A 13792-nucleotide genomic window follows, 5' to 3' on the forward strand; every position below is an offset into this window, starting at 1 on the left:
CAGGACCAACGATGTTCAACAAAGGACAACTGGCCGGCCTCATGAAGCAGGCGCAGGCAATGCAGGACAACCTCAAGAAGGCACAGGAAGAACTGGCCACCATCGAGGTCGAAGGCGAATCCGGCGCAGGCCTCGTCAAGGTCGTCATGACCTGCAAGCACGACGTCAAGCGCATCACCATCGACCCCAGCCTGCTGGCGGACGACAAGGACATGCTCGAAGACCTCGTGGCCGCCGCCTTCAACGCCGCCGTGCGCAAGGCGGAGGAAACCAGCGAGCAGAAGATGGGCAAGCTCACGGCCGGCATGCCCGGTCTTCCCCCCGGCATGAAGCTGCCGTTCTGAGCCGGCGGCCGGAATAGATGGCAGACGCCAGTTCGCTCGACGCCTTGGTCGAAGCGCTGCGCCGCCTGCCCGGTGTCGGCGTCAAGTCGGCCTCGCGCATGGCGTTCCACCTGCTGCAGCACGACCGCGACGGAGCGCAACTGCTCGCGCGCGCCCTGCAGCAGGCAGCGGGACAGGTGCGGCATTGCGAGCGCTGCAACACCTTCACGGAAGCGCCGATCTGCAGTGTCTGCCTCGACACGCGGCGCGACCCGACGAAGCTCTGCGTGGTCGAGACGCCGGCCGACCAGGCCGCGCTCGAACGCACCGGCGCCTTCCGCGGCTATTACTTCGTGCTGATGGGCAAGCTCAGTCCGCTCGACGGCGTCGGGCCGAAGGACATCGGGCTGCAGAAACTCTTCGACCGCGCGCGCGACGGCACGGTGAGCGAGGTCATCCTCGCCACCAACTTCACGGCCGAAGGCGAGGCCACCGCGCATGTGATCGGTGAAGGGCTGAAGCAGCGCGGCCTGAAGGTGACGCGCCTCGCGCGCGGCGTGCCGGCCGGCAGCGAGCTCGAGTACGTCGATCTCGGCACCATCGCGCACGCGCTGGTGGATCGCAGGTAGGGCAACCGCACATGACTTTCTCGCTGCTCACGGTCGCCTACTGGTGCGTGCTCGTCGCTTGCGTGTTGCCGTATGTCGCGGCATGGATCGCCAAGGCCGGCAGCTTTGCACCGCGCGACAACCAGCATCCGCGCGAATGGGCCGCGAAGCAGAGCGGCTGGCGCGCTCGCGCCAACAGCGCGCAGGCCAACAGCTTCGAGGGCCTGCCGTTCTTCATCGGCGCGGTGATCATCGCGCACCAGCTCGGCGCGGCGCAGGCGCGCCTCGACATGCTCGCGATGGCCTACGTGGTGCTGCGCGTGATCTATCTCGCGCTCTACATCAGGGGCATCGGAAGCCTGCGCAGCGCTGTCTGGGCGCTCGCGTTTCTGGTCAATATCGCGATACTTTTTTTGGCTCGCTGAAGCCTCGGCGAAGGCTTCTCTGCGAGGCCTTCATGCTTACGTGGAAACCCGCACGGGATGACCCCGATGCAGTTGCCTGTTGCGGCCCCTAAGCTCGATTCAGTTTCTTACGAATCACAGAGCCCAGAAGCAACAGTTCAGGCAACAGCTTCAGGCAACAGCTTCAGGCAACAGTTCCAGGCCAGTTTTCATGCTTCATCGCCGTACCCTCATTTCTGCTTCCGCCATCGCCGCCGCAACCATCGCGTTGCCGCGTGTCTTTGCGCAGCAGGCCAAACTGGAGAAGACGAAGATCTCCATCGCGGTGGGTGGCAAGGCGGCGTTCTACTATCTGCCGCTCACCATCTCCGAGCAGCTCGGCTACTTCAAGGCCGAAGGGCTCGACGTTGAGATTTCCGATTTCGCCGGCGGCGCGCGCGCGCTGCAGGCAGTGGTGGGCGGATCGGCCGACGTGTGCTCGGGCGCCTACGAGCACACCATCAACCTGCAGGCCAAGAACCAGTTCTTCCAGGCCTTCGTGCTGCAGGGGCGCGCACCGCAGATCGCGGTGGGCGTGTCGACCAAGAACATGGCCGGCTACACCGGCATCCAGGATCTCAAGGGGAAGAAGATCGGCGTCTCGGCACCGGGCTCGTCGACCAACATGGTGGCCAACCTCGTGCTGTCGCGCGGCGGGCTCAAGGCCAGCGACGTGAGCTACATCGGCGTGGGCGTGGCGGCCGGCGCGCTCACCGCGCTGCGCTCGGGCCAGATCGACGCCATCAGCAACACCGACCCGGTGATGACCATGCTCGAGCAGAAGGGCGACGTGAAGATCATCAGCGACACGCGCACGCTCAAGGGCACGCAGCAGGTGTTCGGCGGCACGATGCCGGCGGCCTGCCTCTATGCGTCGTCCGACTTCGTCCAGAAGAATCCCAACACCTGCCAGGCGCTGGCGAACGCGATCGTGCATGGGCTCAAGTGGCTGCAGACGGCAGGGCCGGGCGACATCATCAAGACGGTGCCCGAGACCTACCTGCTCGGTGATCGCGCGCTGTACCTGGCTTCTTTCGACAAGGTGCGCGAGTCGATCGCCACCGACGGCCTCGTGCCCACCGACGGCCCCAAGACCGCGCTGAACGCGATCGCCAGCTTCGACACCACCGTGAAGGCCGACAAGATCGACCTCGCCAGGACCTACACCAACGATTTTGCAAGGCGCGCCAAGGACAGGTTCAAAGCCTGACCCCCGCATGTCCCGCGACCCGGCTCAGGCCGGGTTTTTTCTGCCATGTCCGAACACGCACTCGAACTCCTCTCCATCAGCTGCACCTTTCTGTCGAAGGACGATCCTGACCAGCGCTACACGGCGGTAGCCGACACCACGCTGCGCGTGAAGGCCGGGGAGTTCGTCTCGGTGGTCGGTCCCACGGGCTGCGGCAAGTCGACGCTGCTGAACGTGGGCGCCGGGCTGCTGCAGCCTTCCTCGGGCACGGTGAAAGTCTTCGGCCAGACGCTCTCGGGCATCAACGCGCGCGCGGGCTACATGTTCCAGTCGGAGGCGCTGATGCCATGGCGCAGCGCCATCGACAACGTGATGGTGGGCCTGCAATACCGCGGCGTGCCCGAGGCGCAGGCGCGCGAGCAGGCCGGGGCATGGCTCTCGCGCGTGGGCCTCTCGGGCTTCGGCGACCGATACCCGCACCAGCTCTCCGGCGGCATGCGCAAGCGCGTGGCGCTGGCGCAGACGCTGGTGCTCGACCCCGACATCATCCTCATGGACGAGCCCTTCAGCGCGCTCGACATCCAGACGCGCCAACTCATGGAGAACGAGGTGCTCGAGCTCTGGAGCGCGAAGAAGAAGGCGGTGCTCTTCATCACACACGACCTCGACGAGGCCATCGCGATGAGCGATCGCGTGGTGGTGCTGTCGGCCGGCCCGGCCACGCATCCCATCGGCGAATTCGCCATCGATCTTCCGCGTCCGCGCGACGTGGCGGAGGTGCGAACGCAGCCGCGCTTCGTCGAGCTGCACACCCAGATCTGGGAGGTGCTGCGCGACGAGGTGCTCAAGGGCTATGCGCAGCAGCTCAGGAAGGCCGCGTGATGGCACGGCCCGGTCTGAACGAACGCAATGCGCGCTTCTGGCAGCTGGCGTTGCTGGCGCTGATCCTGGTGGCGTGGCATGTCGCCTCGCGCAATCAGCAGATCGCCTTCTTCCTCGGCGAGCCTATCCAGGTTGCGGGGCGCATCTGGAGCTGGTTCCTGCCGTTCGAGGTTCCGGCCAACGCACTCTTTCCCGAAGGACTGAAGGGCAACGCCGACATCTACCAGCACCTGGGCACCACGCTGCTGGAGACGGTGCTGGCCTTCGGCATCGGCACCGTGCTCGGGCTGGCCTGCGGGCTGTGGCTGGCGCTCGCGCCCACGGCGAGCCTGATTCTCGATCCGTACATCAAGGCCGCCAACTCGATGCCGCGCTTGATCCTCGCGCCCATCTTCGCGCTGTGGTTCGGCCTTGGCATCTGGAGCAAGGTGGCGCTGGCGGTGACGCTGGTGTTCTTCATCGTGTTCTTCAACGTCTACCAGGGCGTGCGCGAGGTGAGCCCGGTGGTGCTGGCCAACGCGAAGATGCTGGGCGCCAACCAGCGGCAACTGCTGCGCACCGTGTACCTGCCGAGCGCGACCAGCTGGGTGTTCTCCAGCCTGCACACCTCGGTGGGGCTGGCCTTCGTGGGCGCGGTAGTGGGCGAGTACCTGGGCTCGGCGCGCGGCGTGGGCTACCTGATCCTGCAGGCCGAGGGCACCTTCGACGTCAACACCGTGTTCGCCGGCATCGTGGTGCTCACGGCCTTCGCGCTGGCGCTGGACGGGATCGTCGGGGTCATCGAAAGGCGCCTGATGAAGTGGCAGCCGAAGACGGGCGAGACCGAGAAGCTCTAGTTCGGCCCCGTGCGATGATCGCGCGCGGCAGCCTCAGGGCGCCGCAACGATTCATGGGGGTAAACGAACAATGAGCCACGACAACAACCACAAGCGGGCCACGACCCTGCGCTCGCGCAGCGAGGCGGCACGGGTCTCCAACGAAGAGCTGTTCTTCGACCTGGTCTACGCCTTCTCCGTCACGCAGCTTTCCCACTACCTGCTCGACCACCTCACGCTGATGGGGGCGCTGCAGACGCTGGTCATGTGGTTCGCCGTCTGGCTGGGCTGGCAGTACACGGCCTGGACCACCAACTGGTTCAACCCTGGCACGCTGCGCATCCGCGGCGTGCTCTTCGCGATCATGCTGCTGGCGATGGTGATGGCCTCGGCGCTGCCAGGCGCCTTCTCCGAGCGCGGACTGGTGTTCGCGCTGTGCTTCGTGGGCATCCAGGCGGGGCGCACCTTCTGCATGCTGATCGCCATCGGCCCGAACGATCCGCTCACGCCCAACTTCCGCCGCCTGCTGGCCTGGAACTGCGTGGCCGGCGTGTTCTGGATCGCCGGCGGCTTCGCCGAAGGGCAGGCGCGCCTTGCGTTGTGGTTCGGCGGAGTGCTGTGCGAGTACATCGCTCCGATGATCGGCCTGCGCTTTCCGGGCCTGGGCCGTTCGCTGACCAGCGACTGGACCATCGACGGCGGCCACCTCGCCGAGCGCTGCCAGCTCTTCGTGATCGTCGCGCTGGGCGAGTCGGTGCTGGCCACCGGCATCGCCTTCGGGCACCACGTCGAATGGCATGGCGTCGACCTGTTCGCGCTGCTCGTGGGCTTCGCGGGCAGCCTGGCGATGTGGTGGATGTACTTCGACACCAGCGCCAGGGAAGCCACGCACGTCATCGAGCATGCGCAGGACCCGGGCGCCATCGGCGCGAAGTTCCACTACACGCACGTGATCCTGGTGGCCGGCATCATCGTGTGCGCCGTGGCGGACGAGCTGACGATCGGCGAGGGCTCGCACCACGCCGAGCTCAAGTACCTGGGCGCGCTGATCGGCGGCCCGGCGATCTACCTGTTCGGCAATGCGCTCTTCAAGCGCGTGGTGCGCGGCTTCCTGCCGCAGTCGCATCTCTTCGGGCTGGGCTTCCTGGCGGTGCTCGCGGTGTTCGCCTCGCACCTGACGGTGCTGGTGGTGGGAACGCTCACCACCGCCATCATGATCGGGGTCGCCGCGATGGAGGCTATCGTGCGACGCAGGGCACAGCAGGCCGCAAAGGCCCACTGAGCCTCCGTCAGCCTGCTTCTCAGCGCTTCTTCTTGGAGGGCGTGCCGCCGCGCTTCTCGCGCACGACCTGCTGCTTGCTGCTCGCAGGCACCTTGACCACGCTGCCGGCGCCACGCGGGGCTGCAGACTTGGAAGGCGCGCCGCCGCGGCGGGCCGGGGCGGGCGCTGCTGCATGCGAGGTTGCGCGGATGCCGGTGCCGGCGCGGGCAGCCACCGTTGCGCGAACGGGCAGGTACACCACCACGCTGTAGCCGCGCTTGAACGCGTGGTTCGGCTTCACGTCGTTCCACTCGGCCACGCTGGCGGGCTTGAGGTTGTAGCGGCGCGCGATGCTCGCGACGTTGTCGGCGCGTCCGGCCTTTACCGTCGTGCGGCGCGTGACGATCTCGGGCTGGAAGCTCAGGTGGCCGCCATCGGCGACCACCGCCGCCACGTCTTCCTTCACACGGGCGCCGCGCGGCACGATCAGCGTCGAGCCGGCCTTGATGAGCATCCGCGGCGGGATGTTGTTGATGGAGCGCAGGTCGTTCTCGCTCATGCCCGAGCGCTGGGCGGCGTCGGCCACCGTCATGGTGTTGGGCACGACCCAGGCGGTCCAGCTGGCGTACTGGCCTTGCGAGTAGGCGTCGAAGTTGCGCTGGAACACGGCGGCGTTGTCCCAGGGCAGCAGGATCTGCGGCGTGCCGGCGGCGATCAGCACCGGCTTGTGGGCTGCGGGGTTCAACGCGCGGAAGTCTTCGAGCCGCACGTCGGCCAGCTTGGCGGCGAGCTCGACGTCGAGGTCGCGCGTGAGCGTGACGGTCTGGAAGTAGGGGTGGTTGGCGATCAGCGGCAGCTCGGTGTTGAAGGCCTGCGGATTCGCCACGATGTTCTTCACCGCCTGCAGCTTGGGCACGTACATGCGCGTCTCGGCGGGCATGGTGAGGTCGCTGTAGGTGGTGGGCAGGCCCAGGCGCTGGTTCTTGGCGATGGCGCGGCTCACGCTGCCTTCACCCCAGTTGTAGGCGGCCAGCGCGAGCTGCCAGTCGCCGAACATGCCGTAGAGCTTCTGCAGGTAGTCGAGCGCTGCGCGGGTGGAGGCCACCACGTCGCGGCGGTCGTCGCGGAAGATGTTCTGCTTCAGGTCGAAGTCGTTGCCGGTGGCCGGCATGAACTGCCACATGCCCGCGGCGCGGGCGCTGGAGATGGCCTGCGGGTTGAACGCGCTCTCGATATAGGGCAGCAGCGCCAGCTCGGTCGGCATGTTGCGGCGCTCGAGCTCCTCGACGATGTGGAAGATGTACTTGTTCGAGCGCTCCGTCATGCGCTGGATGTAGTCGGGCCTGCTGGCATACCACTGCTCGCGGTCGCGCACGAGGTCGTTGTCGAGGTCCGGCATCTTGAAGCCGCGGCGGATGCGGTCCCACATGTCGACCGGCGGTGCGAGCGTGACGACGCTCTGTGAATGGGCCTGGCCGCTGGTCAGCGGGGAGAGCGCGTCGCGCGGATAGACGGGGGCCGCGCTGCCGGCGACCTTGGAGCCGGTGCCGCCGGCACGCGCCGACGAGGAGGGGGAAGAGGAGGAGGAAGAGGTGCTGTTGTCGTTCGTGTTCGCGCAGCCGGCGAGCACCAGTGAACCTGCAAGGCAGGTGGCAGCGATCAGTTTCATCGGAAGTCGTTTTTCCATTGGCGCAGTGCCGCGAACACGTCGGCCTCGGCTGCATCGGCAGCCAGCTCGGCGTGGGCACGCACCGCTCTAAGGACAGTGGCTTCGCGGCTGCGAAGAAAGGGGTTGACCTGGCGTTCGACCGCCAGTTGCGACGGCAGCGTGGGCTGCCCCTTCGCGCGCAGGCTCTCGCAGCGCGCGTTGTAGTGAGTCAGCTCGGCGTTGGCCGGTTCCACCGCCTGCGCGAAACGCAGGTTAGAAAGTGTGTACTCGTGGGCGCAGCACACGCGCGTGTCGCCGGGCAAGGCGGCGAGCGCGTCGAGCGAGGCCAGCATCTGCGAGGGCGTGCCCTCGAAGAGGCGCCCGCAGCCGCCGGAGAAGAGCGTGTCGCCGCAGAAGAGCAGCGGCGCGTCTTCGCGCGAGGCCTGCCCGGCGGGCAGGAAGTAGGCGATGTGCCCGGCTGTATGGCCCGGCACGTCGATGACCTCGAAGCGCAGCCCGAGGGCATCGGCAATGTCGCCTTGCGCCAGCGGCGCGAAGGGCTCGGGAATGCGCTCGCGCGCGGGGCCCCATACCTTTGCCCCGGTGGCTGCATGCAATGCGGCCACGCCGCCCGTGTGATCGGGATGGTGGTGCGTGACTAGAATCGCGGCCAGCCGCAGCTTGTCGCGCGCCAGCGCGTCGAACACCGGTTGGGCATCGCCCGGATCCACCACGATGGCGTGGGACCCGTCGTGCAGCATCCAGATGTAGTTGTCGGCGAAAGCGGGCAGCGGAACAAGGGTCATGAGCGGTCAAATTATAGGTTTGCAGGATTGGTTCGCGACCCCCCCGGGGCGGTACCTGCTGGCTTGGGAGCAGGCCCAGTTCGATCAGGCGGTGGCCGATGTATTCGGCTATCACGCGCTCCAGCTGGGCGCCGCCGAGGTCGATGGCCTGCGCGCCAACCGCATGCCGCACCGCTGGCTGGCTCTCGACGACCCGGCCCGCGGCGGCAAGGCGACGCTGCTCACGGACTTCGCTGCCTTGCCTTTCGCGGCCAACAGCCTCGACCTGGTGGTGCTGCCGCACGCGCTCGAGCTGAGCCCCGACCCGCACGCCACGCTGCGCGAGGTCGAGCGGGTGCTGGTGCCCGAGGGCCGCGTGGTCATCTGCGGGCTCAATCCGACCAGCCTCTGGGGCATGCGGCAGCGCCGCGCACATGTCTACCGCAGGCTGGGCATCGGCGATCTCTACCTGCCCGAGGGCGGCGAGTTCATCGGCTACTGGCGCATGCGCGACTGGCTGCGCCTGCTGAGCTTCGAGGTGGAGTCGGGTCGCTTCGGCATCTACCGGCCGGCGGTGCGCAGCGAGGCGTGGCTGGAGCGCCTGCGCTGGGTGGACTCCGTCGGCGAGCGCTGGTGGCCGATCTTCGGCGCGGCCTACTTCCTGGTCGCGGTGAAGCGGGTGCGCGGCATGCGCCTGCTGAGCGCCGACTGGCGCCGCGCCGGTGCCCGCGCCACGGCGCCGGTGCCCATCGCCGGCAAGGTGCATCGCGACGGGCCAGGCAAGAATTGGAAGAAATGAAGATCGATTGGAATCGAATGAAGAAGAAGGAAACGTCAGCTTGAACGAAGTCGTGATCTATACCGATGGCGCATGCAAGGGTAATCCCGGGCCCGGCGGCTGGGGCGCGTGGCTCAAGTCCGGCACCAGCGAGAAGGACCTGTTCGGCGGCGAACTCAACACCACCAACAACCGCATGGAGCTGACCGCCGTCATCGAAGGCCTGGCCGCGCTCAAGCGGCCCTGCAAGGTGCTGCTCTACCTCGACAGCCAATACGTGCGCAAGGGCATCACCGAATGGATCCGCGGCTGGAAGGCCAAGGGCTGGGTCACCGCGAGCAAGGAGCCGGTGAAGAACGTCGAGCTCTGGAAGCGGCTCGACGCGCTGGTGAACGAAGGCGGCCACCAGATCGAGTGGCGCTGGGTCAAGGGCCACTCGGGCGATCCGGGCAACGAGCGCGCGGACATGCTGGCCAACAAGGGCGTGGACAAGGCGCTGGGGCGGATCTGACCCCGGGCCCGCTCTCCGGCGGTTAGATCACTCCGTCGAACATCATCACGTCGACTTCCTCGCCGGGCGCTACGCTGCCTTGGTCGTGGCGCAGCACCACGAGCCCGTTGGCCTCCAGCATCGAACTCAGCACGCCCGAACCCTGGTTGGCCGCCACGCACACCTCGGGCAGCGCGCCGGGCACGGCCTTCACGAAACCGCGTTGATATTCGGTGCGGCCCGGCTTCTTTCGGATCGAGCCCGTGCTGCGCGCGCGCAGCAGCGGCGGCGGCGCGGCTGCCGCTTCGTGGCAGCCCATCATGCGCAGCAGCGCAGGCCGCACGAAGGCCAGGAAGGTCACCATCACTGCCACCGGATTGCCCGGCAGCCCGAACAGCACGGCCGGCGGCTTCGATGCGCTTTCCTCCGTGGGAATCAGTCCCACCGCCAGCGGCCGGCCCGGCCGCATCGCCACGCGCCAGAATGCCATGTCGCCCAGCTGCTGCATCACGGCGCGCGTGTGGTCGGCCGCGCCCGCGCTCACGCCGCCGCTGGTGACGATGGCGTCGGCCTCGCGCGCTGCGCGCCGCAGCGTGGCGGCGAGCGTGGCCGGGTCGTCGCGCACGAGGCCGAGGTCGAGCACCTCGCAGCCCAGCCGCGTGAGCAGGCCGATCACGGTGTAGCGGTTGCTGTCGTACACGGCGCCCTCGCGCGGCGCGTCGCCCAGGCTCAGGATTTCGTCGCCGGTCGAGAAGCAGGCCACCCGCAGCCGCCGCAGCGCGGGTACGCCCGGCAGGCCCAGGCTCGCGACCATGCCCAGCGCGGCGGGCGAAAGGCGCTCGCCCTTGCGCAGCGCGGGCTGGCCCTTCATGAGGTCTTCTCCGGCGAACCGGCGGTTGTCGCCGCGGCGCAGCACCCGGGCGGGGAAGCAGACGCGATCGCCATCGACCTTGCAGAACTCCTGCGGAATGACGGTGTCGAGGCCCGTCGGCATCATCGCGCCGGTCATGATGCGCACCGCATCGCCGGGCCCCAGCGCGCCGCGCCATGCGGCTCCGGCGAGCGCCGTGCCCACCACGCGCAGCGTGATGGATGCGTCGCTGGGCGCCTTGTCGGGCAGCACGGCGCCGTCGAAGGCGTAGCCGTCCATGGCGGAGTTGTCGTGCGGAGGCACGCTGACGGGCGAGACGATGTCCTCGGCCAGCACGCGGCCGAGCGCTTCAGAGAGCGAGACGCTCTCGCGCCCGGTGACGACGGCCGTGGCCATCAGCTGGGAAAGAAAGGCGTGGACGGCCTCGACGCTCAGGTCGGCGTCGTCATGGCCCGCGAGGGCGGAAGCGAGTTCTGCGATGCGGCTCATCTCATCGGTTTTCGAGGGCGTGCAGTTCGGCCAGGGTGTTGGCGTTGAAGAACGCGTCGGGCGCGTCACCGGGCCGGTCGAAGGGCACTTGCACGGCGCGGTGCTGCGCGATCCAGGCGTGGACCTTGCGGCCGCCGGCGGCGGTGTAGCGAAGCAGGCTTTCGCGAAGGCTGGCGCGCAGCAGGCAGAAGACGGGCTGGGGGCGCAGTTCCACCGTGCCGCCGCCATCGGCGGGCTCGGGCGCCACCACCAGGGCGATGTCGGCCTGGCTGGCCGCCGCCGCTTCGGCGAGGCGGGCGGCGAGGTCCGGCGGGAAGAGGGGCGTGTCGCAGGGCACCGTCAGCAGCCAGGGCGTGGCGCAGTGCTCCAGCCCGGTCAGGAAGCCCGCCAGCGGGCCAGGGTAGTCCGCGAGGCTGTCGGGCCAAACCGGCGCGCCGAAGGCTTCGTACTCGGCGAGATTGCGGTTGGCATTGACCATGAGCGTGCCGACCTGCGGCGCCAGCCGCCGCATCGCATGCAGCGCCAGCGGCTCGCCGTTGAAAGGCTGCAGCCCCTTGTCGACGCCGCCCATGCGCGAGCCGCGGCCGCCGGCCAGCAGCAGACCCGTGATGTCGGCGGACGCGATGCTGGCGTGCGCGGGCATGGCGGGCGCCTGCCTCATCCGCCGATGTAGCTCATCTCGACGCGGCGCGGGCCCTTGGAGCCGGCGTCGCCGTTGCCGTTGTCGCCATCGGGGCCGCGCAGGGCGCGCAGCTCGGAGTAGCGGTCGGCGCGGCCCTGCCAGATGTGGCCGATGGCCGAAGCGATGTCTTCGTCGCTGGCGTTGCCGCGCAGCAGCGGGCGCAGGTCGTGGCCGGCGCTCGCGAAGAGGCACAGGTACAGCTTGCCTTCGGTGGAGAGACGCGCGCGGCTGCAGTCGTGACAGAAGGCCTGGGTGACGCTGCTGATGACGCCGATCTCGCCGCCGCCGTCGGCATAGGCCCAGCGCTTGGCGGTCTCGCCGGGCGTGGTGGCGCCCAGCGGTACGAGCGGGAATTCGGAATGGATGCGCGTGACGACGTCGGCCGACGGCAGTACCTCGTCCATGCGCCAGCCATTGGTGGCGCCAACGTCCATGTACTCGATGAAGCGCAGCACCACCTTGCCGGCGTGATGAGTACGGAAGTAGCGCGCCATCGGCAGGATCTCCTGCTCGTTGGTGCCGCGCTTGACCACCATGTTGACCTTGACCGGGCCCAGGCCCGCGGCCAGCGCCGCGTCGATGCCCGCGAGCACGTCGGCCACCGGGAAGTCGACATCGTTCATCTGGCGGAACACCGCGTCGTCGAGGCTGTCCAGGCTCACGGTCACGCGCTGCAGGCCGGCGGCGCGCAGGCCGGCGGCCTTGCGCGCGAGCAGAGAGCCGTTGGTGGTCAGGGTCAGCGCCAGCGGCTCGCCCGCGGGCGTGCGGATCTCGGCGAGCTGCTCCACCAGGCCCTCGATGTTCTTTCGCAGCAGCGGCTCGCCGCCGGTCAGCCGGATCTTGCGCGTGCCGTGCGCGGCAAAGAGGCGGGCCAGCCGGGTGATTTCCTCGAAGCTCAGCAGGGCGCTGTGCGGCAGGTACTTGTAGTCCTTGTCGAACACGTCCTTGGGCATGCAGTAGCTGCAACGGAAATTGCAGCGGTCGGTCACGCTGATGCGCAGGTCGGTCAGGGGCCGGCCCAGCCGGTCGAGCAGCATGCCGGTGGCGGGCACGGCGACCTCCGGCACGGCCACCGCAGGGCGTGCTCGGCCGATGCTGGAGATCGGAATGACGGTGCTGCTGCTGTTCTTCATGGCTTCGTGAGGTGGGGCCCGATTTTGCGCCAGGCCCCAAGGGCCTGCGGAACACAGGCTACTTGATCACGGCCGCATAAATCATGTCCCGGGTCAATGTTCTGTAATGTGTCCTGAATTTCGGCGACTGCAGCATCAGCACCACGAACATCTCGTTCTTCGGGTCGACCCACATGTAGGTGCCGCCCGCGCCGCCCCAGTTGTATTCACCGCCCGCCGAGGGGTAGGGCGCCTCGCCGTCGTTGCGGCGCACCGCGAAGCCCAGGCCGAAGCCGTAGCCAGGACCCGGCAGGTAGAGCGGGCCGGGCACGATGCCGGATCCCGCGTTGGAGTGGTCGGCGGTCATCAGGGCGATGGTGCGCGGGCCAAGATAGTGCCTGCCGTCGAGCGAGCCGCCATTGATCAGCATCTGCAGGAAGCGGGCGTAGTCGTTCGCGGTCGACACCAACCCGCCGCCGCCCGATTCGTACTTGCGCACGATACGCGGGTCGTTGAATTCGGCGCCCACGCCGAAGCTGCGGTCGTTGGGCAGCGGCTCGGCGATGCGTGACTGGCGGGCCGGCTCGGGCACGTAATAGGTGGTGTCCTTCATGCCCAGCGGATCGAATAGCCGGGCCTTCTCGAACTGGTAGAGCGACTGGCCCGAGACCACCTCGATCACCCGGCCGAGGATGTCGGTCGACTGGCTGTAGTCCCAGGTCGTGCCCGGCTGGTAGGCCAGCGGCAGCTTCGCCAGGCGCTGGGAGAACTCGGCCAGCGTGGGGTCGCCAGCGCCCAGGTTGGCGGCGTTGTAGGCCTGCTTCACGAGGCCAGGGCCGAAGAAACCGTAGGTCAGGCCCGAGGTGTGGCGCATCAGGTCGTGCACGGTGATCGGTCGGCGCGCGGGCACGGTCTCGAGCACCGGCTTGCCGTCGGCGCCGGGCTTCTCGACGCCCACCGTCATGCTCGCGAATTCGGGCAGGTAGGTTGAGATCGGGTCGTCGAGCTTCAGGCGGCCGTCCTCCACCAGCATCATCGCGGCCACCGTGGTGATGGGCTTGCTCATCGAATAGATGCGGAAGATGCCGTCGCGCGGCATCGGCGTGCCGGCGGCGCTGTCGAGCTTGCCGACCGGCTCGAACCACGCCACCTTGCCCTGGCGGGCCACCAGCAGCACCGCGCCCGGGATCTTGCCGGCCGCCACGTCGGCCTTGAGGACCTTGCCGAGCATCTGCAGGCGCTCGCTGGAGAGGCCGACCTGCTCGGGCGTGGCCGTGGGCAGTTGCTGCGCCGCCGCAAGCAGGGGAATGGCCAGGCCCAGGCCGAGCACTGCGGCGCGCAGCTTGCGCTTCAGGAATCTCATGGTGTCGTCTCCGTCTTGTTGTGGTGGATGAAAAAACGAAAACCGTGCGCGGC

Annotated in this window: 15 protein-coding genes; 9 read left to right on the forward strand and 6 right to left on the reverse strand. The window is 68.2% G+C overall.

Annotated features, from left to right (window positions below; all coding sequences use genetic code 11):
- Positions 1 to 11 precede the first annotated feature (11 nt).
- The 7 genes from EJP67_RS02495 to EJP67_RS02525 all read left to right on the forward strand — a co-directional run bounded on the left by EJP67_RS02495 (position 12) and on the right by EJP67_RS02525 (position 5542).
- Positions 12 to 344 (forward strand): YbaB/EbfC family nucleoid-associated protein, encoded by a 333-nt coding sequence (locus tag EJP67_RS02495; RefSeq protein ID WP_012747441.1) that lies wholly within the window; start codon positions 12 to 14, stop codon positions 342 to 344.
- Positions 345 to 361: 17 nt separating this feature from the next.
- Positions 362 to 952, forward strand: coding sequence for a recombination mediator RecR (gene recR, locus EJP67_RS02500; protein ID WP_126019062.1), 591 nt, complete (start codon positions 362 to 364; stop codon positions 950 to 952).
- A gap of 11 nt (positions 953 to 963) precedes the next feature.
- Entirely contained in the window at positions 964 to 1356 is a 393-nt protein-coding gene (locus tag EJP67_RS02505) for an MAPEG family protein (protein ID WP_126019064.1), read from the forward strand.
- A gap of 190 nt (positions 1357 to 1546) precedes the next feature.
- Positions 1547 to 2584, forward strand: coding sequence for an ABC transporter substrate-binding protein (locus tag EJP67_RS02510; protein WP_126019066.1), 1038 nt, complete (start codon positions 1547 to 1549; stop codon positions 2582 to 2584).
- Positions 2585 to 2629: 45 nt separating this feature from the next.
- Positions 2630 to 3445, forward strand: coding sequence for an ABC transporter ATP-binding protein (locus EJP67_RS02515; RefSeq protein WP_126019068.1), 816 nt, complete (start codon positions 2630 to 2632; stop codon positions 3443 to 3445).
- Positions 3445 to 4281 (forward strand): ABC transporter permease, encoded by an 837-nt coding sequence (locus tag EJP67_RS02520; protein ID WP_126019070.1) that lies wholly within the window; start codon positions 3445 to 3447, stop codon positions 4279 to 4281. Before EJP67_RS02515 ends, EJP67_RS02520 begins: the two co-directional genes overlap by 1 nt.
- Positions 4282 to 4351: 70 nt before the next feature.
- The gene (locus EJP67_RS02525) at positions 4352 to 5542 is read left to right on the forward strand and encodes a low temperature requirement protein A (protein WP_126019072.1); all 1191 of its coding nucleotides are present in this window, start codon (positions 4352 to 4354) and stop codon (positions 5540 to 5542) included.
- A 19-nt stretch (positions 5543 to 5561) separates the two neighbouring features.
- Here EJP67_RS02525 and EJP67_RS02530 read toward each other — a convergent pair whose 3' ends face one another.
- Entirely contained in the window at positions 5562 to 7190 is a 1629-nt protein-coding gene (locus EJP67_RS02530) for a transglycosylase SLT domain-containing protein (RefSeq protein WP_126019075.1), read from the reverse strand.
- The gene (gene gloB, locus EJP67_RS02535) at positions 7187 to 7975 is read right to left on the reverse strand and encodes a hydroxyacylglutathione hydrolase (RefSeq protein ID WP_126019077.1); all 789 of its coding nucleotides are present in this window, start codon (positions 7973 to 7975) and stop codon (positions 7187 to 7189) included. Before gloB ends, EJP67_RS02530 begins: the two co-directional genes overlap by 4 nt.
- Positions 7976 to 7994: 19 nt before the next feature.
- Here gloB and EJP67_RS02540 point away from each other — a divergent pair, with 19 nt between their 5' ends.
- Both EJP67_RS02540 and rnhA read left to right on the forward strand, forming a co-directional pair.
- The gene (locus EJP67_RS02540) at positions 7995 to 8753 is read left to right on the forward strand and encodes a class I SAM-dependent methyltransferase (protein WP_126020378.1); all 759 of its coding nucleotides are present in this window, start codon (positions 7995 to 7997) and stop codon (positions 8751 to 8753) included.
- A 40-nt stretch (positions 8754 to 8793) separates the two neighbouring features.
- A complete protein-coding gene (gene rnhA / locus EJP67_RS02545) occupies positions 8794 to 9243 on the forward strand; it encodes a ribonuclease HI (protein WP_126019079.1) in 450 nt (149 codons plus the stop codon).
- 22 nt (positions 9244 to 9265) lie between these two features.
- On the opposite strand, the gene moeA is transcribed toward rnhA, so the two are convergent.
- Genes moeA through EJP67_RS02565 form a run of 4 tightly spaced genes read right to left on the reverse strand, consistent with a single transcriptional unit; the run spans position 9266 to position 13739 of the window.
- A complete protein-coding gene (gene moeA, locus EJP67_RS02550; protein WP_126019081.1) occupies positions 9266 to 10582 on the reverse strand; it encodes a molybdopterin molybdotransferase MoeA in 1317 nt (438 codons plus the stop codon).
- A gap of 1 nt (position 10583) precedes the next feature.
- Positions 10584 to 11225: a molybdenum cofactor guanylyltransferase MobA gene (gene mobA / locus EJP67_RS02555; protein WP_126019083.1), complete on the reverse strand. Its 642-nt coding sequence runs from the start codon at positions 11223 to 11225 to the stop codon at positions 10584 to 10586.
- 14 nt (positions 11226 to 11239) lie between these two features.
- Positions 11240 to 12397, reverse strand: coding sequence for a GTP 3',8-cyclase MoaA (gene moaA, locus EJP67_RS02560; protein ID WP_126019085.1), 1158 nt, complete (start codon positions 12395 to 12397; stop codon positions 11240 to 11242).
- Positions 12398 to 12455: 58 nt separating this feature from the next.
- Positions 12456 to 13739: a serine hydrolase domain-containing protein gene (locus tag EJP67_RS02565; protein ID WP_126019087.1), complete on the reverse strand. Its 1284-nt coding sequence runs from the start codon at positions 13737 to 13739 to the stop codon at positions 12456 to 12458.
- Between the last annotated feature and the right edge of the window lie 53 nt (positions 13740 to 13792).

It is taken from the genome of Variovorax guangxiensis, assembly GCF_003952165.1.
Lineage (GTDB): Bacteria > Pseudomonadota > Gammaproteobacteria > Burkholderiales > Burkholderiaceae_C > Variovorax > Variovorax guangxiensis.

Coding starts and splice junctions, on each gene's coding strand:
- EJP67_RS02530 (WP_126019075.1), bottom strand. CDS start 7,190: ATGAAACTGATCGCTGCCACCTGCCTTGCAGGTTCACTGGTGCTCGCC.
- EJP67_RS02565 (WP_126019087.1), bottom strand. CDS start 13,739: ATGAGATTCCTGAAGCGCAAGCTGCGCGCCGCAGTGCTCGGCCTGGGC.
- gloB (WP_126019077.1), bottom strand. CDS start 7,975: ATGACCCTTGTTCCGCTGCCCGCTTTCGCCGACAACTACATCTGGATG.
- EJP67_RS02510 (WP_126019066.1), top strand. CDS start 1,547: ATGCTTCATCGCCGTACCCTCATTTCTGCTTCCGCCATCGCCGCCGCA.
- moaA (WP_126019085.1), bottom strand. CDS start 12,397: ATGAAGAACAGCAGCAGCACCGTCATTCCGATCTCCAGCATCGGCCGA.
- mobA (WP_126019083.1), bottom strand. CDS start 11,225: ATGCCCGCGCACGCCAGCATCGCGTCCGCCGACATCACGGGTCTGCTG.
- moeA (WP_126019081.1), bottom strand. CDS start 10,582: ATGAGCCGCATCGCAGAACTCGCTTCCGCCCTCGCGGGCCATGACGAC.
- EJP67_RS02495 (WP_012747441.1), top strand. CDS start 12: ATGTTCAACAAAGGACAACTGGCCGGCCTCATGAAGCAGGCGCAGGCA.
- EJP67_RS02525 (WP_126019072.1), top strand. CDS start 4,352: ATGAGCCACGACAACAACCACAAGCGGGCCACGACCCTGCGCTCGCGC.
- recR (WP_126019062.1), top strand. CDS start 362: ATGGCAGACGCCAGTTCGCTCGACGCCTTGGTCGAAGCGCTGCGCCGC.
- EJP67_RS02515 (WP_126019068.1), top strand. CDS start 2,630: ATGTCCGAACACGCACTCGAACTCCTCTCCATCAGCTGCACCTTTCTG.
- EJP67_RS02505 (WP_126019064.1), top strand. CDS start 964: ATGACTTTCTCGCTGCTCACGGTCGCCTACTGGTGCGTGCTCGTCGCT.
- EJP67_RS02520 (WP_126019070.1), top strand. CDS start 3,445: ATGGCACGGCCCGGTCTGAACGAACGCAATGCGCGCTTCTGGCAGCTG.